The organism is Streptosporangium sp. NPDC002524 (genome assembly GCF_040295985.1).
Classification (GTDB): Bacteria; Actinomycetota; Actinomycetes; order Streptosporangiales; family Streptosporangiaceae; genus Streptosporangium.
Window position 1 is genome coordinate 164384 of record NZ_JBEOWK010000007.1, and the last position, 19277, is coordinate 183660.

Consider the following 19277-nt stretch of genomic DNA (forward strand, 5'->3'; position numbering starts at 1 on the left):
CCGGGCCTTCGCCCGGGGCCGGACCCCGCGTTCGGGCTCAGTCCCTGAAGGGGTCCTCCAGGAGTGAGTTCAGCAGCGCGCCGGTCTGCTCGGCCGCGTCCCTGGTGGCCTCGCCCGAGGCCGCCAGGATCGCCTCCGCGAGGGCCTCGGAGCCCAGGCGGAGGGCGCGCGGGTCGATGCGGAGGGCCGCCAGCGCGCCGCTGGCCAGCACCTCCACCGACACGTGTCCACCGGCCGCCTCACCGCGCCCCCTGGCCTCGGCCAGGCTCTGCCCGACCTCCTCCATCCGGGTCGTCTGCTCCCCGATCACCGTGAGAAGCCGGTCCGTCTCCGGATCGCCGGTCGCTGAGTACGGCCCGCCGGACACGCCCGGCGCACTTTCCCGCTCGCCGCGCATTACGTGCAGTTCCCCCAGCCGAGAGCGGAGGAACCGGCGGGGCCGCCGCCGCTGACGCGCACGCACTTGCCCTGCGCGGGGAGGACGACCGGGCCCGCGTAGTACTCGTAGTTGCCGCGGTCGGTCTTGGCCGGGCTGCCCATGACCTCCAGGGTCACCCAGACCGGGGACGCGACGCCCACGGTCGTGTTCTTCAGCGCGACCACGCAGGTGTTCTTCGTGACGCCGTTGAAGAGCTGGTAGACGGTCCCGCCCTTGAACGGAGCCTGCCGCTGCACCGAGTAGTTCAGCCCGCAGACCTTCTCCGCGGTGTGCGGGTTGGCTCGCTGCTCCGGCGGCGAGGACGGCGACGACGGCGGGAACGACGGCCTCACGGTCGTGGGCGTGGGCGACGCCGGTCGCGCCGTCGGCCTGGCCGTCTGCGAGGGCTTGGCGGGCTGTGAGGGCCTCGCCGTCTGCGAGGGCTTCACGGCCTCCGAGGGCTTGAAGGACGGCTTGGCCAGGGTGGGCGTCGGGGTCGGGGTAGGAGTGGGGGTGGGGGTCAGGCCGGGGGTTCCCTGGGGCAGGGTCGGCGTCGGGGTGGGGCCCGGGGTGCCCGGCGGGCCCGGGGTGGGGGTGGGGCTCGGGACCGGCGTCGGCGTCCCGGTCGGAGGCTGCTCCGGCTCGACCGTCAGGGACGGGCTCGGCGTCGGCGTCGGCTGGACCGACGTCGTGGACGACGCGTTGGCGGAGGGCACCCCGGCCGTGGGCGTCGGCGCCACGGGCACGGTCGGGACCGTGGTGAGCGGCGCCGTCGGCACCGGCACCGGAGGATTGGTGTACGCGCCGATGGTCGGGACCTGGGGCACGCCCGTGGGGGCGTCGCTGGGCAGCTGCAGCGGCCCCACCTCCGCGACCCTGGGGTCGGGAGTCGTCCCCCAGGGCACCGTCACCTTGCCGACGGGGTCGTCCCCGGTGTTCTGCACCGGGTCCTGCCCCTGCGGCTCGTTCCGCGACTGGTCCGCGAGCCCGAGCGACACCTCGGGGATCGCGCCGTCGGCGGAGGCCCGCTCCAGCTCGCTCAGGGCGGTGTACCGCCCCGCCGCCCACAGGCCCAGCCCGGAGAGCAGGACGATCACGCCGACGCAGGCGGCCAGCGCCATCGAGAAGTTGCCCGTCCTCTGACGGGTCCCGGCGGCCTTCGCGGGCGCCGGGTCCGGGGCTCCGGGAGCGGGGGACGCGCCTTGGGGAAGCTGCGGAGCTCCCCAGACCGACGTCGCGGGCTCCGCCTGCCGCGGTACGGCGGCACCGGGGGCGTTCTCGTCCGGCGGGGAGTCGTCCCCGAGCGTGGCCCCCGTGATGTTCGTACCCGGCCGCGCCCCCGCGGCGTCACCGTCTCCGATGCCCGTTCCGGCACCCGAGACGATGCCGGAGACGAGGCCGGGAAGAGGAGGGAGCGCGGGCTCGGAGGCGACGCCGTGGAGGGGAGCCGGCGCGCCGGGCGCCTCGGGCTCGCCGAGCAGGCGCAGCATGGCGGTCTTGGTGTCCGGGCGCTCCTGCGGTCGCTTGTCCAGGCAGGAGACGACGACGGGCCGGAGTTCCGCGGGCAGGCCGGTCAGGTCCGCGGGACCTTCCAGCACCCGCTCCGGCCGGCCGCCGAAGGGCGGTCGCCCGGTCGCGGCGTAGACGACCGTGGCCGCCCAGGCGAAGAGGTCCGCGGACCTGCTCGCCTCCGGCGCCGAGGGGGCGGCGGGGTCGGCCGCCTCCTCGCGGATGTGCTCGGGAGCGCGGTAGTCCGGCTCCCGCTCGCCCGTGACGGGGTCGAGCCCGATGTCGAAGACGCGGGGACCGTCCGGGCCGAGCAGCACGGTGTCGGGGGTGAGCGACCCGTGGGCGAGGCCGGACAGGTGCAGGGCGGTCAGCGCGGTGAGCGTGCCGACCGCGAACCGCTCCAGCGCGTCACCGGTGAGCGGCCCGTCCTCGGCCACCGCCCGCCGCAGCGTGGGTCCCTCGACGTGCTCGCGGACCACGTACGGGCGGTCGTCGAACCAGCCGACCTCCAGCAGCCTGGCGGTGTGCGCCCCGGACGCGCGCTTGGCGGCGTGCAGCTCGTTCGTGATCCGCTCCCGCACCCGGGGGTCCGGGGCCTCCGGCTCGGCGGCGAGGAGGCGGATGACGCGGATGGTGTCGTCGTCGGGAAGATGTCCCAGGTAGACGGCGTGTTCCGGGTCCGGGTCGAGCCGGCCGACCAGGACGTGCACGCCGATACGCTTGGGATCTTCAGGCAGTAATGGGTGCAAATACCCCATTGCATTCCTTCCAGCACAGCTGTCAATAAAGCCGCTTTAAGCTATTCGGGCACCATCCAACCAAATTTGGCGCACTAGATCGTCTTTTTAATACGTTTGTCATGTTTGGTTCTCCGCGGAGCCGGGTCGCCAGCCCCTCCGGCGCCCCATCGGGACGGCGATGCCCGCCACGGTGACCAGGACGCCCACGGCGAGCGATCCCAGCGCGACCCAGAGCGAGATCGAGATGGCCCGGGAGTCCTCGGGGGGCGCCGGCCGCACCGCGTTCCCCGGCAGCGGGGCCGCCTGGCGCGGCGCGAGCGCCACCTGCTCGGACGGCAGGATCGCCGAGACCGCCAGCAGCGGGTTGACCATCCCCGCCCCGGTGCCCGCCCCCGCGCCGCCGTTGGCGGTCAGCTCGACGCGCCGCCGCACCCGCACGTTGTCCAGCTCCGGGTGGCGGGCGCGGACCAGCGCGACCACCCCGGCCACGTACGGGGCGGCGAAGCTGGTGCCCTCCAGGTCCTCCCGGTAGGCCCGCCCGGCCCAGGTGCTCGTGACGCCCCGGCCAGGGGCGAGGACGGAGACCGGGGTGACCGCGTTGGACGAGTCGGCCCTCGCCCCGTCGGGACCGGCGGCCCCGACCGAGAGGACCCCCTCGTAGGCGGCCGGGTAGGCGGGCCCCGGGGTGCCGTCCTCCTTCTGCACGTTGCCGGCCGCGGCCACCACGACCGCGTCCATGGCGAGGGCGTAGGTGACCGCGTTGCGCAGGTCGACCTGGTCGCGCGCCTCGACCGACACGTTGATCACGTCGGCGCCCAGCTCGGCGGCCCGCACGATGGCCAGGGCCAGCCGGCCCACGTCGCCGGTGCCGTCCGAGGTCTGCTTGATGGAGAGCAGCTTCGCCTGCGGCGCGACCCCGGTGAAGGGCACCCCCTTCATCTCGGCCGCCGCGATGATGCCCGCCACCGCCGTACCGTGGCCGAGGCAGTCGCGGGCCCCGGTGGCGGTCAGGTCGATCGACCGGGTCCTCCTCAGCTGGGGGTGCCTGGCGTCCACCCCGCTGTCGACGACCGCGACGGTCACCCCGGCGCCCTTGGTCAGCTCCCACACCTCGGGGAGGCTGAGCCGCCGCTGGGCCCAGGACTCCCCGATGCTGGTCGTGCCGCGCCCGGGATTGCACCTGACCGGCGCCGAGGCCGTCCCCGCGGCCGTCCCCGTGGCTGTTTCCGTGGCCGTCCCCGCGGTGCCCGCCTTCGCCACCGAGGTCCCCGCCCTCGCCGCTGAGACGGTTCCCGCGGTCTTCGTCTCAACCGCCGGGACGGTTCCCGCGATCCCGGCCCGCGTCGCCGTGTCCACTCCCGCCGTGCTCACTCCCGCCGTGTCCGCTCCCGTCGTGCCTGCTCCCGTCGCGCTCACTTCCACCCCGGCCACGGCCGGTGGTGCCGCGACCGCCGCCAGCACCAGCACCGTGACGAACATCCGACCGATCACGAAACGCCCCCAGAACGATCCAGAACGACCCAGAAAAACGGTCCCCGGGCGAAACGGCCCCCACGCCGAGACGCCTCCGGAGCGAGAAGACCCCAGAAACGGGTGAATACCGGGCAGCACCCTACTCAGCTTGATCGCGTGCCGTCACGGCGCGGCGGGATTCTCCCGGCCGGAGGCGCGACCCGGCGGTCGTAAGCTGGCGTGGGCGGGCGAGCCGGGCAGGCACCGGCGGATCCCGCCCACGTGACGGCGCCAACCGGCGCCAACCGGCGCGAACCGGAGTGGACCGACGCGAACCGACGCTGACTGACCCGACCGACCCGACCGACCCCGACTGACCCGACCGACCCCGACTGACGCGGACCGATGCGAGACCAGGAGCAGGCTTGAGCCAGTACCCATGGGGCGAGGCGACCGCGACCGGCATCGGGTCGCACCCGGGAGAGGACCACGCGGAGGCGGTCAGGGTCGTCTTCGACACCTCGCCCGCGCTGCCGTACCTGCCCGAGCTGCCCGCCCGCGGTGTCGGCGCCGACATGATCGGGCGCACCGCGTCACTCCTGCTGGAACTGCCCGTCGAGGTGCAGCCGTCGGGCTGGCGGTTCGCCGACAGACCGGGCCGCGACTTCAAGCGCGCCCGCGACCACCTCGTCCGCGACCTCGACGGGCTGGAGGAGGTGGCCCAGGGGTACGAGGGGCCCTTCAAGATCCAGGTGTGCGGGCCGTGGACGCTGGCGGGGGCGATCGAGCTCCGATACGGCGACAAGACGCTCGCCGACCCGGGCGCGGTGCGCGACCTGGTCGACTCCCTGGCCGAAGGGCTCGCCGCGCACGTCGCCGACGTGCGCCGCAGGGTGCCCGGCGCCACGCGGATCGTGGTCCAGGTCGACGAGCCGGGGCTGCCCGGCGTCCTCAGGGGCACGGTGCCGACCGCCTCGGGCTTCGGGCGGCTGGCCGCCGTCGACCGCCAGGTCGTCGCCGACCGGCTCGGCGGGGTGCTCCCGGCGGGGACGTTCACGGTCGTGCACTGCTGCGCCCCCGGCGTGCCCTTCGGGGTGCTGCGCACGGCGGGCGTGGGGGCCGTCTCGCTGGACGCCCACCTCATGAGGAGGCGCGACGAGGACGCGATCGGCGAGACCGTCGAGGCCGGGACCGCGCTGTTCCTCGGGGTCGTGCCGGGCGTGGACGCCAAGCTCCCCGACGTCGACGTGGTCGCCAAGCCCGCCGTCGAGCTCTGGCGCCGCCTCGGCTTCCCCGTCTCGACCCTGGCCTCGCAGGTCGTGCTCACCCCCGCCTGCGGTCTGGCCGGGGCCTCGCCCGCCTACGCCAGGACCGCCCTGGCCACCTGCCGCAAGGCCGCCCGCGTCCTGCAGGACGACCCCGGCGAGTGATCCGTACGGGGGGCCGCACCGGCTCCCGCACGCCGCTCGCGACCCCGCCCGGCCGGTGTCGTACGGGAGCGGCGAGGCTTGTCCAACTCGGGGCAATGGCGGGGTTCCATTGTCGGTGCTCGAAGATACGTTTGTCCTGGGCGACGACGATGGGAGAAGCGGGCGATGGGCGCTGAGGTCGAGGGTGTGCCGGTGGCGGCGCTGGAGCGGCACGCGGAGCTGAGCGAGCTGGTCGAGGAGGCCAACTGGCGTTACCACGTGCTCGACTCCCCCACCGTGAGCGACGCCCAGTACGACGGGTGGATGCGCGAGCTGCGCGAGCTGGAGGAGGAGAGCCCGACCCTCCGCACGCCCGACTCGCCCACCCAGAAGATCGGCGCGCCGATCTCCAGCGACTTCACCCCGGTCAAGCACCTGCAGAGGATGGAGAGCCTCGACAACGCCTTCAACGCCGACGACCTCGCCTCCTGGCAGGCGAGGGCCGAGCGGCTGGCCGAGCGCGACCCCGCCCCCTACCTGTGCGAGCTGAAGATCGACGGCCTCGCGATCGCGCTGCTCTACGAGAAGGGCCGCCTGACCAGGGGGGCGACCAGGGGCGACGGCCGCGTCGGCGACGACGTGACGGCCAACGTCCGCACGATCGCCAACGTCCCGCACCGCCTGACCGGCGACGACGTGCCCGACGTGGTGGAGGTCAGGGGCGAGGTCTACATCCCCGTCGAGGAGTTCGAGAAGCTCAACGAGCAGCTGGTCGAGGGGGGCAAGGCGCCGTTCGCCAACCCGCGCAACTCCGCCGCGGGCTCCCTGCGGCAGAAGGACCCGCGCGTCACCGCCCAGCGGCCGCTCTACATGATCGTTCACGGGGTCGGCAGGTGGGAGGGCGCCACCGCGCCCCGCGCCCAGTCGGAGGTCTACGAGCGGCTGAAGGGGTTCGGCCTGCCGGTCAGCGACCTCTACAAGGTCGTCGACGGCCTCGACGACATCAACGCCTTCATCGAGTTCTACCGCGAGCACCGCCACGACCCGGCCTACGAGATCGACGGCGTCGTGGTCAAGGTCGACCGCATCGAGCTGCAGAACAACCTGGGCTCCACCAGCCGGGCCCCGCGCTGGGCGATCGCCTACAAATACCCGCCGGAGGAGGTCAACACCAAGCTCCACGACATCCAGGTCGCGGTGGGCCGCACCGGCCGGGTCACCCCGTACGGCGTGATGGAGCCGATCGTCGTGGCGGGCTCCACGGTCGAGCGGGCCACCCTGCACAACGCCTCCGAGGTGGCGCGCAAGGGCGTGCTGATCGGCGACACCGTGGTGCTGCGCAAGGCGGGCGACGTCATCCCCGAGATCGTCGGCCCGGTCGTCGACCTGCGCGACGGCACCGAGCGCGAGTTCGTGATGCCTGAGCGCTGCCCGGAGTGCGACACCGAGCTGGCGTACGAGAAGGAGGGCGACGCCGACCTGCGCTGCCCCAACACCAGGGCGTGTCCCGCCCAGCTCCGCGAGCGGATCTTCTTCGCGGCCGGGCGCAGGGCGTTCGACATCGAGGGGCTGGGCTACGTCGCGGCCACCGCGCTGACCCAGCCGCTGCCGCCGCAGGAGCCGCCGGTCCACACCGAGGCGGACCTGTTCGACCTCACGATGGAGCAGCTGCTGCCGATCAGGTCGGTGGTCCGCGACCCCGACACCGGCCTGCCCAAGACCGATCCCGGGAGCGGCGAGCAGAAGGTCGTCACCTTCTTCGCCAACCAGAGCGGCGAGCCGAGCAAGAACGCCGAGAAGATGCTGGAGCAGCTGGAGAAGGCCAAGGAGCAGCCGGTCTGGCGGGTGCTCGTCGCGCTCTCCATCCGGCACGTCGGCCCCCCGACGGCCCAGGCGATCGCCGACGAGTTCCGCTCGATCCCCGCGATCGCGGAGGCCTCCGAGGAGGAGCTCGCCGCCGTCGAGGGCGTCGGCCCGCGGGTGGCCGCGGCGATCCACGACTGGTTCACGGTCGACTGGCACCGGGAGATCGTCGACCGGTGGGCGGCGGCCGGGGTCCGGATGGTCGACGACCCTCCGGCCGAGCAGCTCCCGCAGACCCTGGCCGGGCTGACCTTCGTGGTGACCGGCACGCTCGCCGACTTCACCCGCGACGAGGCGGGCGAGGCCCTGGCCGGCCGGGGCGGCAGGGTCTCGGCGTCGGTGTCGAAGAAGACCTCCTTCGTGGTGGTGGGGGAGAACGCCGGTTCCAAGTTCGACAAGGCCGTGAAGCTCGGCGTTCCGATCCTCGACGAGGCCGGCCTGCGGGTTCTGCTGGCCGAGGGGCCCGAGGCGGCGTCGGAGGTGACGGTGACCCCCGAGGAGTAGGGGGCGTCGCGCCGGTGCCTCGGAGCGCTGTGTCTTAAAAACGTGCGAATTACTAGTGACGGAACGTGCGCAATCGGTTTCGCGAAGTGGCCCGCAGGCCGTACTCTCCCATAATGAACTAATGGGGGTTTTGTTACTCATGGCCGACCCAACCGACACCCGCGACACCGGACCGCGACCGGGAACGCCCCTGTGGGCCTACCTCGCAGCCGTCATCACGATCGGGTTCACCGCCCTCGTCGTGTCCCTGCTGGGCATGGACGTGGACGTGGCCGCGGAGCTCGTCCGCAGCCCGCTGTTCTGGATGCTCGCGGCGCTCGTCGTGCTGGGCGAGCTGCGGCCGGTGGTCCTCTCGTCGTCGATGACGGTGGGCGGCACCTACCCGTCGACCATGTTCACCTTCGCCGCGCTGCTCCACTACGGCCTGCCGGTCGCCGTGCTGCTGCAGGCGGTCGCCATGGTCGTCAACGGGGCCGTCACCCGCAAGGCGAGCCACCGGGTCATGTTCAACATCGCGCAGGTGACGATGGCCTGCGGCGCGGCCGGGCTGGTGCTCGGGCTGTTCGGCGACCGGTCCGTCACGTCGGCCTCCTGGGTTCCCGACGGCTCCGACCTGCTCGCGATCGGGCTGGCCGGGCTCGCCTACTTCGTGGTCCGGGCCCTGCTGGTCTCCGGCGCGGTGGCGCTGCACGAGCGCAGGTCGATCCGCCGGGTGATCAGGACCACGGTCGGCCACCAGAGCCTCGTCTACGCCGGGCTGCTCGGCCTGGCCCCGCTCGTCGTGGTGGTGATGAACCACTCGCCCGCCCTGGTGCCGCTGTTCCTGGCGCCGATGGTGGCGGTCTACTTCACCGCCACCATGTCGGTGCGCCGCGACCACCAGGCGACGCACGACGTGCTGACCGGGCTGCCCAACCGCAAGATGCTCGTGCTCAGCACGGAGGAGGCGCTCGCCGAGGCGCGCGACGGTGAGCGGGTCGGCCTGTTCCTGCTCGACCTCGACCGGTTCAAGGAGATCAACGACACCCTCGGGCACCCGGTCGGCGACCGGCTCCTGCAGCTGGTCGCGCACCGCCTCACCCACAGCGTCCGTCCCGGCGACGTGGTGGCCAGGCTCGGCGGCGACGAGTTCGCCGTCCTGCTGCCCTCGGTCAGGGACGCCGCGGCGGCGAGGGAGGTGGCGGCGCGCCTGCGGGTGGCGATCACCGAGCCGGTCCGGCTGGAGGGCATGAGCTTCGACCTGGACGCCTCGTTCGGCATCGCGATCTACCCCGACCACGCGCCCGACTTCGAGATGCTCCTGCAGCGCTCCGACGTGGCGATGTACCTCGCGAAGGAGGGCAGGACCGGGGTCGAGATCTACGCCGCCGACAAGGACCGCAACAGTCCCGAGCGGATCAACCTCCTCGGCGACCTGCGCAGGGCCATCGACCGCTCCGAGCTGCGGCTGCACTACCAGCCCAAGCTCGACCTGGCCGGGGGGCAGGTGCGGGGGGTGGAGGCGCTGCTGCGGTGGAGCCATCCGGAGCGGGGCATGATCCCTCCCGCCGAGTTCGTGCCGATGGCCGAGCAGTCGTACCTGATGCGCCACCTCACCGGCTACGTCATCGACGCCGCGCTGGAGCAGGCCGCCCACTGGTGGCACACCGGCCTGCACGAGCAGATCTCCGTCAACGTCTCGGCCCGCGACCTCCTCGACTGCGCCCTCTCCGACCAGCTGGGGGCGGGGCTGGCACGCTACCGGCTGCCTCCCAAGGCGATCCAGCTGGAGGTCACCGAGCGCATCCTGATGACCGACCAGGCCTACACCGACGCCGCCGTCCGGGCCCTGACCGCGCTGGGGGTGCCGCTCGCGCTGGACGACTTCGGCACCGGCTACTCCTCGCTGGTCCGCCTGCAGCGCCTGCCGGTCGCCGAGGTCAAGATCGACTCCTCGTTCGTCCGCCGCATCGGCGAGTCCAAGGACGACGAGCGGATCGTCCGCTCCATCGTCGACCTGGTCCGCTCCCTCGGCCTGCGCTCGGTCGCCGAGGGCGTCGAGTCGGCGGAGGTGGCCGAACGCCTGGCCGACATGGGCTGCGACCTGGGCCAGGGCTGGCTGTTCGCCGAGCCCATGTCCGCCGCCGACGCGACCGTGTGGTTGCGCAAGCACCGGGCCCTCGCCACGCACGACCTCGGCTTCCTGCGCCGCACCGAGATCCTCGACCCTCAGCGGGCCTGAAGCACATAGAAGTATACTTCTTAGAAGTATACTTCTATGTGTGGGAGGTCGCCTTGATCCCCAAGCCCGACAGGATCTTCGCTCGGGAATTCGAGTGGCGGCACCTCGCGTCCTTCGCCGCGCGGGGCGCCGAATCCGTCCAGTTCGGCGTGGTCAGCGGCCGCCGCCGGCAGGGCAAGACGTTTCTGCTCGAGGCGCTCACCCGCGAGCTGGACGGTTTCTACTTCAGCGCGACGGAGGCGACGGAGGCCGAGGCGCTGAACATGTTCTCGACCGCGCTGTGGAACTACACGGGAAGGCCCGTCCCGACCAGGTTCGCCAGCTGGGACGAGGCGATCACCCAGATGTTCGCCATCGCCGACGAGTCGGGCCGTCCCATCGTGATCGACGAGTTTCCCTACCTGAGTAAGGTGTCGCCCGCCCTGCCCTCCATCGTGCAGAGGGAGATCGATCGTGTGATCTCCCGTGGCGGGCGCCTGTCACTTCTCCTGTGCGGTTCCGCGATGTCGGTCATGGGCGGGCTCTTGTCAGGAGACGCGCCGTTGCGTGGCCGCGCGACCCTCGAACTGATAGTGAGGCCCTTCGACTATCCGCTCGCGGCCAGGTACTGGAAGCTGAGCGATCCCGTGTTGTCCGCCCGGGTCCACGCGGTGGTCGGTGGGACGCCCGCCTACCTCCGATTCCTCAATGAGGACGTCCCCACGTCTTCCGAGGACTTCGACGACTGGGTGGTACGTACCGTCCTGGACCCGGGCACCCCGCTGTTCCGTGAGGCGCGCTACCTCCTTGAGGAGGAGACGGATATTCGTGACACCGCGCTCTATCACTCCGTGCTGGCCTCCGTCGCCGCGGGGAACAACACCCGGGGTGGGATCGCGAGCTACATCGGGCGTAAGGCGACCGACATCGGCCACCACCTCAATGTCCTGGAAGACAGCTGCCTGCTCCGTCGCGAGCCGGACGTCTTCCACCCGGGCCGCTCCGTCTATCGGATAGCGGAACCCTTGATCAACTTCTACCAGGTCGTCATGCGCCCCCGATGGGGACTGCTGGAGAGCGGGCGCGCCCGGCCCGTCTGGGCAGACGCGAAAGCACGCTTCCAGTCCCAGATCATGGGGCCGCACTTCGAGGAACTGTGCCGGCACTTCGCTCTCGTCGAACCCGTCTTCGGTGGCCTGCCGGGTGAGGTCGGGGCGGGCACCCTGACCGATCCCGTCAAGAAGGCCCAGGTCCAGGTGGACGTCGTGGTCTTCGCTCCCGCGATCCCGGGCGAGCCGCGCAAGGTGCTGTCCCTGGGGGAGGCCAAATGGGGAGACGTCATGGGGAAGCGGCATGTGGAGAAGCTGCGTCGCGCGAAGGAACTGCTCACCCAGAAGGGCTACGACACCCGGAACACCGTGCTCGCCTGTTACAGCGCCGCCGGATTCGAGCCGACACTCCGCGCCGAAGGCGACGTCCGCACAATCGGGCTGTCCGATATATACGTTTAGCAGGGTTTTCTTGTCATGAATACTTCCACTGGCGATACTATCGCGCGCGATAGTATCGCCAGTGGAAGTAGGAGCGTACTTCTAAGAAGTACGCTCCTATCTCGATCGTGGTCCGGAACGAGGCCGGTGACCCCTCCCGAGGCCGGTGGGAACCGCAGGGCCGATGGCCCGGACCGGAAGGCGAAGGCGGTGTCCTTCACCGTCTCCGGCCGTCACCGTCTCCGGCCGTCACCGTCTCCGGCCGTCACCGTCTCCGGCCGTCACCGTCTCCGGCCGTCACCGTGCCCGGCCGTCGCCGTCGCCGTCCCCGGCCTTCACCGGAGCCGTGCCGGAAACGATTTGTGACCGGACGCCCGTCGGGAGCGTGATCGCGAGGGCCGCGTGAGGAAGGTCCGGAGCCGCTTTCTCCGGCTCCGGCGATCCGGGGACGGGCCGGGCGCCGGGAGTGAGAGATCTTCGCTTGGTTGCGGCAGTGTTAATGAGTCGGGACCCTCAGGTCGCGAGCCATAGGATGACAGTGTCCAATTGCCATTCCACGAAACGGGTTCAACGACTCATGTCCGCCATAACCCGCGACGAGGTCGCTCACCTCGCCCGGCTGTCCCGGCTGGCGCTGGCCGACGAGGAGCTCGACCACTTCGCCGCCCAGCTCGATGTGATCATCGGTGCGGTCGCCCGCGTCGCCGAGGTGGCGGCCGACGACATCCCGCCCTCCTCGCACGCCCTCCCGCTCACCAACGTCTACCGCCCCGACGAGGTACGCCCCAGCCTGACCCCGGAAGAGGCGCTGTCCGGCGCCCCGGCGGTCGAGGACGGCCGCTTCCGCGTCCCGCGCATCCTCGGGGAGGAAGCATGAGCCTCATCCGCAAGTCCGCCGCAGACCTGGGCGCGCTGATCGCGAGCGGCGAGGTCTCCGCCGTCGAGGTCGCCCAGGCCCACCTCGACCGGATGGCCGCCGTCGAGCCCAAGGTCAACGCCTTCCTGCACGTCGACGCCGAGACGACCCTGGAGCAGGCGCGCGCCGTCGACGCCCGCAGGGCCGCAGGCGAGGAGCTCGGCCCGCTGGCCGGGGTGCCGATCGCGCACAAGGACGTCTTCACCACCAGGGACATGCCGACCACGGCCGGTTCGAAGATCCTCGAAGGCTGGAAGCCGCCGTACGACGCGACCGTGACCCGCCGCCTGCGCGAGGCCGGGCTGGTGATCCTCGGCAAGACCAACCTCGACGAGTTCGCGATGGGCTCCTCCACCGAGAACTCGGCGTACGGCGTCACCCACAACCCGTGGGACCTGTCGCGCATCCCCGGCGGCTCCTCCGGCGGCTCCTCCGCCGCGGTCGCCGCGTACGAGGCCCCGCTGTCCACCGGCACCGACACCGGCGGCTCGATCCGCCAGCCCGCGGCCGTCACCGGCATCGTGGGCATGAAGCCGACCTACGGCGGCTCGTCCCGCTACGGCCTGATCGCCTTCGCCAGCTCGCTCGACACCCCGGGCCCCTTCGCCCGCAACGTGCTCGACGCGGCGCTGCTGCACGAGGCGTTCTCCGGGCACGACGTCATGGACTCCACCTCCGTCGACGCCCCGGTCCCCTCGGTCGTCGAGGCCGCCCGCAACGGCGACGTGGCGGGTCTGCGCATCGGCGTGGTCAAGGAGTTCGGCGGCGAGGGCTACCAGGCGGGCGTGCTCGCGCGCTTCCACGAGACCGTGGAGCTGCTGGAGTCGCTGGGCGCGAAGGTCTTCGAGGTCTCCTGCCCGTCGTTCACCACCGCGCTGCCCGCGTACTACCTCATCGCCCCCTCGGAGTGCTCCTCCAACCTGGCCCGCTTCGACGCCATGCGCTACGGCCTGCGCGTCGGCGACGACGGCACGCGCAGCGCCGAGGAGGTCATGGCCCTCACCCGGGCGCAGGGCTTCGGTCCCGAGGTCAAGCGCCGCATCATCCTGGGCACGTACGCGCTGTCCAGCGGTTACTACGACGCCTACTACGGGCAGGCGCAGAAGGTCCGCACGCTCATCGCGCGCGACTTCGAGGCCGCCTTCCAGCAGGTGGACGTGCTCATCTCGCCGACGACGCCCACCACGGCGTTCCCGATCGGCGAGCGCGCCGACGACCCCATGGCGATGTACCTCGCCGACCTGTGCACCATCCCGACCAACCTGGCGGGCAACGCGGCCATCTCCGTGCCGTGCGGCCTGGCCGACGAGGACGGCCTGCCGGTCGGTCTGCAGATCATGGCCCCGGTGCTCGGCGACGACCGCTGCTACCGGGTCGGCGCCGCGGTCGAGAGGGCCCTGCGGAGCCGGTGGGGCGGCGACCTGCTGTCCCAGGCCCCGGAGCTCTAGGGCTTTTCCGGGGTTTCGGGGCGAGGACGAGGGGGCGACAGGTGACAGGGAGAACGGCGGCATGATCACTCGGATCGAGATCGACGGGTTCAAGTCCTTCTTGAGCTTCGATCTCGATGTGCCGCCCTTCCTCGCGCTGGTCGGCCCCAACGCGAGCGGCAAGTCGAACCTCTTCGACGCCGTGGGGTTCGTGGCGGCCGAGATCGAGGGTTCCGGCGGGCTGCTCGGGGCGGCCCGCGGGCTGCCGGGCGAGCAGTTCCACCGGGTCGCCCACGGCTCGGCGGTGCCCGGGTTCGTCGTCTCGGTGGAGGCGCTGGTCACCCCGGAGCCCGGCTCCGTGGTGCCGGTCAGGTTCGACGTGGGCGCGGAGATGGTGCTGAAGATCCCCAGGTCCAGCGGCGCCGTCGTCAGCCACGCCGTCCAGCGGATCCCCGAGGAGCTGCTGGAGCTCATGGTCGAGGACCCCGACCCCGAGGGCACGCCCCGCCGTACGGTCCAGTCGTGGCGCCGCTACTCGCCGTCGCCCGCGGCGATGCGCCGCCGCGCTCCCTCGGCGAACCGGGGGCCGCTCGCGGCCGACGGCTCGAACCTGGCCGCGGTGCTCGGGCGGATGGCCGGTACGGAGGCGCTGTCCGACCTCGCGGCCGACCTCGCGGGGGTGGTCCCCGACGTCGTCGGGCTGGTGCCGCGCGTCGAGCGCGGCGAGTGCTCCTTCGACCTGCTCGTCGACGGCCAGGGGGTGGTCCCGGCGGCGCTGCTGTCCGACGGCACCCTGCGGATCCTCGGCCTGCTCGCCGCCCTGCACGACCCCGACCATCCGGGCACGCTGCTGGTGGAGGAGATCGAGAACGGCGTCCATCCGGCCCGCCTCGGCGAGCTGCTCCGGCGGGTGCGCCGCCGGATCACCGCGCCGGGGGGTCCCGAGCCGCTGCGGCAGCTCATCCTCACCAGCCAGTCCCCGATCGTCGTCGCGGAGGTCTACCGGACCGAGCCGGACGCGCTGACGTTCCTCGACACCGCGGTCCGCGTCGACCCCGACAACGACCGGGTGTCACGGGTGACCGTGGCCAAGCCGATCCAGCCGGACGGCGAGCCGGGCACGTTCGTCTCGCCCCGGCAGGTCCGCAAATACCTGGGCGCGGCGGCATGAGCAGCCGCCCGCTGGTCCCGGGGCTCATCGCCGAGGGGGAGGCCGACGAGGGCTTCCTCGGCATCGTGATCTCCAGGCAGCTGCGCGAGCTCACCTGGATGTCGCCGTACGCCGTCGACGTCGAGGCGACGGAGGTCGTCTCCTCCGACCGGGAGCACATGGTCACCGCGCTGGAGGAGCTCGCGGCCGACTGCCACCTGCTCTTCACGCACGACGACGAGCGGGAGCGCCGCCGCAGAGACGGCGTCCGCTACCACTCGCACTACCTGGTGCCGGTGATCGGGCTGGGCGAGACGGAGGGCTGGCTGCTCGCCGACCCCGCCGCGTGGGCGAAACTGGAGGGCAGCGACCTCAGCAGGCTGCCGGCGCGGCCCCGCGACGTCGAGCGGATCTCCGACCCCGCCGGGGTGCTGGCCACGACCGTCCCCCGGCGCGGCAAGCCGGCCCGCGACTACTTCGAGTACATAGGACGCAACATCGATCTCGCCGTTCTGGCCCAGGTTCCCGCCTACGCGAACTGGGTGGCCGAGACGAGGAACGCGTTGAAGGGACTTGGTTACCTATGAAGCAGTTCCATGGAGCAGGAAGTGGTGAACGACAGTGAGCGCTGAGACGTTGATGCCGTACGACGAGGCGCTGGAGCGCTTCGAGCCGGTGCTCGGCCTGGAGACGCACGTCGAGCTGGGCACGGCGTCGAAGATGTTCTGCGGCTGCCCGACCGAGTTCGGCGCCCCGCCGAACACGCACGTCTGCCCGGTCTGCCTGGCCCTGCCCGGCTCGCTGCCGACGGCGAACGCCGCCGCGATCGAGGCGACCATCCGCATCGGCCTGGCGCTCAACTGCTCCATCGCCGAATGGTGCCGCTTCGCCCGGAAGAACTACTTCTATCCGGACATGCCGAAGAACTATCAGATCAGCCAGTACGACGAGCCGCTCTGCTTCGACGGCTACCTCGACGTCGAGGTCGACGGCAAGACCGTCAGGATCGAGATCGAGCGCGTCCACCTGGAGGAGGACACCGGCAAGTCCACCCACGTGGGTGGCGCGACCGGCCGCATCCACGGCGCCGACTACTCGATCGTCGACTACAACCGGGCGGGCATCCCGCTGGTGGAGATCGTCACCAAGCCGGTCCCGGGGACCGACAGGCTCGCCCCCGAGGTCGCCCGCGCGTACGGCATCGAGCTGCGCGAGCTGGTGCGCGGCCTCGGCGTCTCGGACGTCCGCATGGAGGAGGGCTCCATGCGCTTCGACGTGAACGTCTCCCTCATGCCGCGCGGCTCCTCGGAGTGGGGCACCCGCACCGAGACCAAGAACGTCAACTCGCTGCGCAGCGTCGAGCGTTCCGTGCGGGGTGAGATCGAGCGCCAGGCCGCGATCCTGGCCGGCGGCGGCCGGATCATCCAGGAGACCCGCCACTTCCACGAGAACACCGGCACCACCACCTCGGGACGGTCCAAGGAGGAGGCGCAGGACTACCGCTACTTCCCCGAGCCCGACCTGGTGCCGATCGCCCCCGACCCGGCGTGGGTCGCCGAGCTCAAGGCCTCCCTGCCCGAGCTGCCGGGCGCGCGGCGCAAGCGGCTCCAGCAGGAGTGGGGCGTGTCCGACCTGGACATGGCGGCGATGCACAACGCCGACGCCATCGCCCTGGTCGAGGCGACGGTCGCCGCGGGCGCCCCGCCCGCGGACGCCCGTAAGTGGTGGATGGGCGAGCTGGCCCGCCGCGCCAACGAGGCCGGGCAGCCGCTGAGCGCGCTGAGCATCACCCCCGACCAGATCGCCCGAGTGTGCGCGATGGTCGCCGGGGGAGCGCTGAACGACAAGCTGGCCCGCCAGGTGCTCGAAGGCGTGCTGAACGGCGAGGGCTCCCCCGACGAGGTGGTGGCCGCCCGCGGCCTGCAGATCGTGAACGACGAGGGCGAGCTGATGGAGATCATCGACCAGGTCCTCGCGGGCAACGCCGACGCGGCCGACAAGGTCCGCAACGGCAAGGTCGCCGCCGTCGGCGCCCTGGTCGGCGGCGTCATGAAGGCCAGCAGGGGCAAGGCCGACGCGGGCCGCGCCCGCGAACTCATCCTGGAGCGCTTGGGCGTCTCCGGCTGACCCGCCACGGTTCCACCCCCTCGGCCGGACGATGTGAACGGTGCCCCCGCCCCTCCAGGCGGGGGCACCGCCGCGACCGCGTACGACGGCGCCGGACCCGGAGCGCCGTCCGGTCGCGTATGACCCGCGAGCGGCCCCTAGTTGTCCGCACCACCGCTCGCGGGAGTTCGGTACGACGACACGGAGGAGTCCGTGCCGTCGCGGCTGTTCAGGGGGCGGTGAAGGTGTGCCGGGTCCGTGTGCTGTGCAGCCTTTCGACCTGGACGGACAGCTCCGAGGCGAGCGCCTCGGCCGAGAAGCGCATGAACTTCTCCCGGACCTCGGCCTGTCTCCGCCGCTGGGTGACGGTGGCGCGCAGGGCGGCGTACCAGACGGGGACGCTGAGGTCGGTCACGCAGACGATCTCCCAGCCGGGGTAGGCCCGGCGGAGCGCGGCGAGCCGGAGTTCGGCCAGTTCCGCGGCCTCCTCGGAGAACCGCGGTTTTTGGAGGGCGGATCCCTCCTGGCTCGTCATCGCGAAGCCTCCCGCCGGGTCCGCGCTCGCCGCTCGTGCTCGTCGAGCTGGCGGCACAGGCCGCTCGGGGTGGGGGCGTGCAGCGTACGGGTGCAGACGCAGCCCGGCACCGGGCACGGGCCGGTGGCGTACCAGATGTCGTTCGCCTGCCAGATTCTCCACGACGGGAACGCGTGGGCGAGCGCGTCGGCCTGGTTCCCGGTCAGCAGGGGCGGATCCTCGACACTCGGCGCGTGTGGTGATTCTGTGTTCCGGTGCATGTACAAAGCGTCACGGCCACGAGGGGTGGTGAAGTATCACGTGTTCGTGAAACCCGTACGTGCTACGGCAGGCCGAGCCAGCTCGCGAAGCCGCTGAGGTTCCGGGGACGCCGCCGTTCCAGGTCGACGAGCATCCGGACGGTTTCACGGACCATCGGATGGTTACGCGTCTGCTGAGGTGCGACACGACGGGCGGTGAGCAGCATCTCCAGGGACTTCTGGCGATCGCCGTGGTAGAGCCAGCCGCGCGCCAGGTCGATGTAGTGGTGACCGAGACGGACGGGCGCGACCGTCGAGGGGAACGTGGCGTGCCGGGCGCGACGAACCGCCTCGCCGCCGTCGTACATCTCCACGGCGACCGCGACCTCATGCATGATCACGTTTGAGGGCCCGAATTCGAGGCCGTAGTGGTTCGCGTCCCCGCCCAGCACACGGGCGGCCTCGCGTGCGTGCTCGATGTGGTCGAACGCGGTCTGGCGGTCCGCCGCGCGGGCGGCGAAGACCGCGGACCGGAGGTGAGCCGCGCCGTACACGCTCAGCTCGGCGGGAGCCAGGCGGCCGAGGTCCTCGCCGATGTTCCGCCGGACCCGATCCAGAAGCATCAGGCCCTTGTCGTAGGTGGCCGTCGCCAGGAACAGGGTCGAACGCTGCCACTGCGTGCGGGCGACGCGCAGCGGATCCTGGGACGCCTGGGCCGCCCACGCCACCCGATCCATGGCGGAGCCGCGCAGGTCGAAGTAGCCCAGCGCGTAGGCGATCGCCGTCACCCCGGTGTACGCCTCGGACAGCAGCCCGAAGAGCTCGTCGCGTCGAGCGCCCTCGCTGATGTGCGCGGCTCTCGTCAGCTCCTCCAGGAGACCCGGAAGCATCTCTCCAAGCTGGGTGTACCGGGCCCGTCTGCCCAGTGCGGACGCGCGGCGCACGTCCGCCCGAAGCTGCTCCATCGACGGCGGCGAGACGTCGTCGTCGGGCATGTCCCACGTGAGGAGCGCGCGTCGGATCTCGGGGACGCACTGGTGAACCCGGTTCTCGCGCGCCTCGGGATCGGGGTACGGCTGGCCTGTCAGCTCACCGAGCCCGATCCGCAGGGTTCGGGCCACGGCGGTGACGAGGGCCTGCGTGGCCGGTTTGTGCCCCCGTTCGACCTGGGCGATCAGGCTCTTGGAGCAGGGCACGCGATCGGCGAGCTGCTGCTGCGTCAGGCCGCGCAGTTTGCGGGCCTGGGCGATCCGCCGCCCGATTCGCTCTTCGTCGGGGGTGTTCGCACCATCGTCACGCATGAGCAGGCCCCGCACGTT

15 protein-coding genes are annotated in these 19277 nt (G+C 71.8%); 9 read left to right on the forward strand and 6 right to left on the reverse strand.

The features are described 5' to 3' along the window. Positions 1–37 precede the first annotated feature (37 nt). The 3 genes from ABT053_RS14235 to ABT053_RS14245 all read right to left on the reverse strand — a co-directional run bounded on the left by ABT053_RS14235 (position 38) and on the right by ABT053_RS14245 (position 4158). A complete protein-coding gene (locus tag ABT053_RS14235; RefSeq protein ID WP_350969425.1) occupies positions 38–397 on the reverse strand; it encodes a YbaB/EbfC family nucleoid-associated protein in 360 nt (119 codons plus the stop codon). After that, complete coding sequence (locus ABT053_RS14240; protein WP_350969426.1) at positions 397–2637, reverse strand: serine/threonine protein kinase; 2241 nt, start codon at positions 2635–2637, stop codon at positions 397–399. The genes ABT053_RS14235 and ABT053_RS14240 overlap by 1 nt, the downstream gene beginning before the upstream one ends. 147 nt (positions 2638–2784) lie before the next feature. Beyond that, complete coding sequence (locus ABT053_RS14245) at positions 2785–4158, reverse strand: S8 family serine peptidase (RefSeq protein ID WP_350969427.1); 1374 nt, start codon at positions 4156–4158, stop codon at positions 2785–2787. 386 nt (positions 4159–4544) lie between these two features. Between ABT053_RS14245 and ABT053_RS14250 the strand changes: the two genes are divergently transcribed. The 9 genes from ABT053_RS14250 (at position 4545) to gatB (ending at position 17205) form a co-directional block, all read left to right on the forward strand. Next, positions 4545–5549, forward strand: coding sequence for a methionine synthase (locus ABT053_RS14250; protein ID WP_350969428.1), 1005 nt, complete (start codon positions 4545–4547; stop codon positions 5547–5549). Between the two features lie 165 nt (positions 5550–5714). Next, positions 5715–7895, forward strand: a complete 2181-nt coding sequence (ligA, locus tag ABT053_RS14255; protein ID WP_350969429.1) for an NAD-dependent DNA ligase LigA — start codon at positions 5715–5717, stop codon at positions 7893–7895. 139 nt (positions 7896–8034) lie between these two features. Further along, positions 8035–10116, forward strand: coding sequence for a putative bifunctional diguanylate cyclase/phosphodiesterase (locus tag ABT053_RS14260; RefSeq protein ID WP_350969430.1), 2082 nt, complete (start codon positions 8035–8037; stop codon positions 10114–10116). Positions 10117–10169: 53 nt separating this feature from the next. Then, positions 10170–11606: an ATP-binding protein gene (locus tag ABT053_RS14265; RefSeq protein WP_350969431.1), complete on the forward strand. Its 1437-nt coding sequence runs from the start codon at positions 10170–10172 to the stop codon at positions 11604–11606. 556 nt (positions 11607–12162) lie between these two features. Continuing rightward, complete coding sequence (gene gatC / locus ABT053_RS14270; protein WP_329085297.1) at positions 12163–12462, forward strand: Asp-tRNA(Asn)/Glu-tRNA(Gln) amidotransferase subunit GatC; 300 nt, start codon at positions 12163–12165, stop codon at positions 12460–12462. Then, complete coding sequence (gene gatA / locus ABT053_RS14275) at positions 12459–13949, forward strand: Asp-tRNA(Asn)/Glu-tRNA(Gln) amidotransferase subunit GatA (protein WP_350969432.1); 1491 nt, start codon at positions 12459–12461, stop codon at positions 13947–13949. Before gatC ends, gatA begins: the two co-directional genes overlap by 4 nt. A gap of 61 nt (positions 13950–14010) precedes the next feature. After that, positions 14011–15099 (forward strand): AAA family ATPase, encoded by a 1089-nt coding sequence (locus tag ABT053_RS14280; RefSeq protein ID WP_350969433.1) that lies wholly within the window; start codon positions 14011–14013, stop codon positions 15097–15099. Further along, entirely contained in the window at positions 15096–15665 is a 570-nt protein-coding gene (locus ABT053_RS14285) for a hypothetical protein (protein ID WP_350969434.1), read from the forward strand. The genes ABT053_RS14280 and ABT053_RS14285 overlap by 4 nt, the downstream gene beginning before the upstream one ends. 34 nt (positions 15666–15699) lie before the next feature. Next, complete coding sequence (gene gatB / locus ABT053_RS14290) at positions 15700–17205, forward strand: Asp-tRNA(Asn)/Glu-tRNA(Gln) amidotransferase subunit GatB (RefSeq protein WP_350969435.1); 1506 nt, start codon at positions 15700–15702, stop codon at positions 17203–17205. Between the two features lie 208 nt (positions 17206–17413). Here the strand turns inward: gatB and ABT053_RS14295 are convergent, their stop codons facing one another. The 3 genes from ABT053_RS14295 to ABT053_RS14305 form a co-directional block, all read right to left on the reverse strand. Then, positions 17414–17719 carry a hypothetical protein gene (locus ABT053_RS14295; protein WP_350969436.1) on the reverse strand — a complete coding sequence of 102 codons (306 nt, stop codon included), beginning with the start codon at positions 17717–17719 and terminating at the stop codon, positions 17414–17416. Continuing rightward, the gene (locus ABT053_RS14300) at positions 17716–17979 is read right to left on the reverse strand and encodes a hypothetical protein (protein ID WP_350969437.1); all 264 of its coding nucleotides are present in this window, start codon (positions 17977–17979) and stop codon (positions 17716–17718) included. Before ABT053_RS14300 ends, ABT053_RS14295 begins: the two co-directional genes overlap by 4 nt. Before the next feature lie 62 nt (positions 17980–18041). Continuing rightward, complete coding sequence (locus tag ABT053_RS14305) at positions 18042–19259, reverse strand: helix-turn-helix domain-containing protein (RefSeq protein ID WP_350969438.1); 1218 nt, start codon at positions 19257–19259, stop codon at positions 18042–18044. Positions 19260–19277: the final 18 nt, after the last annotated feature.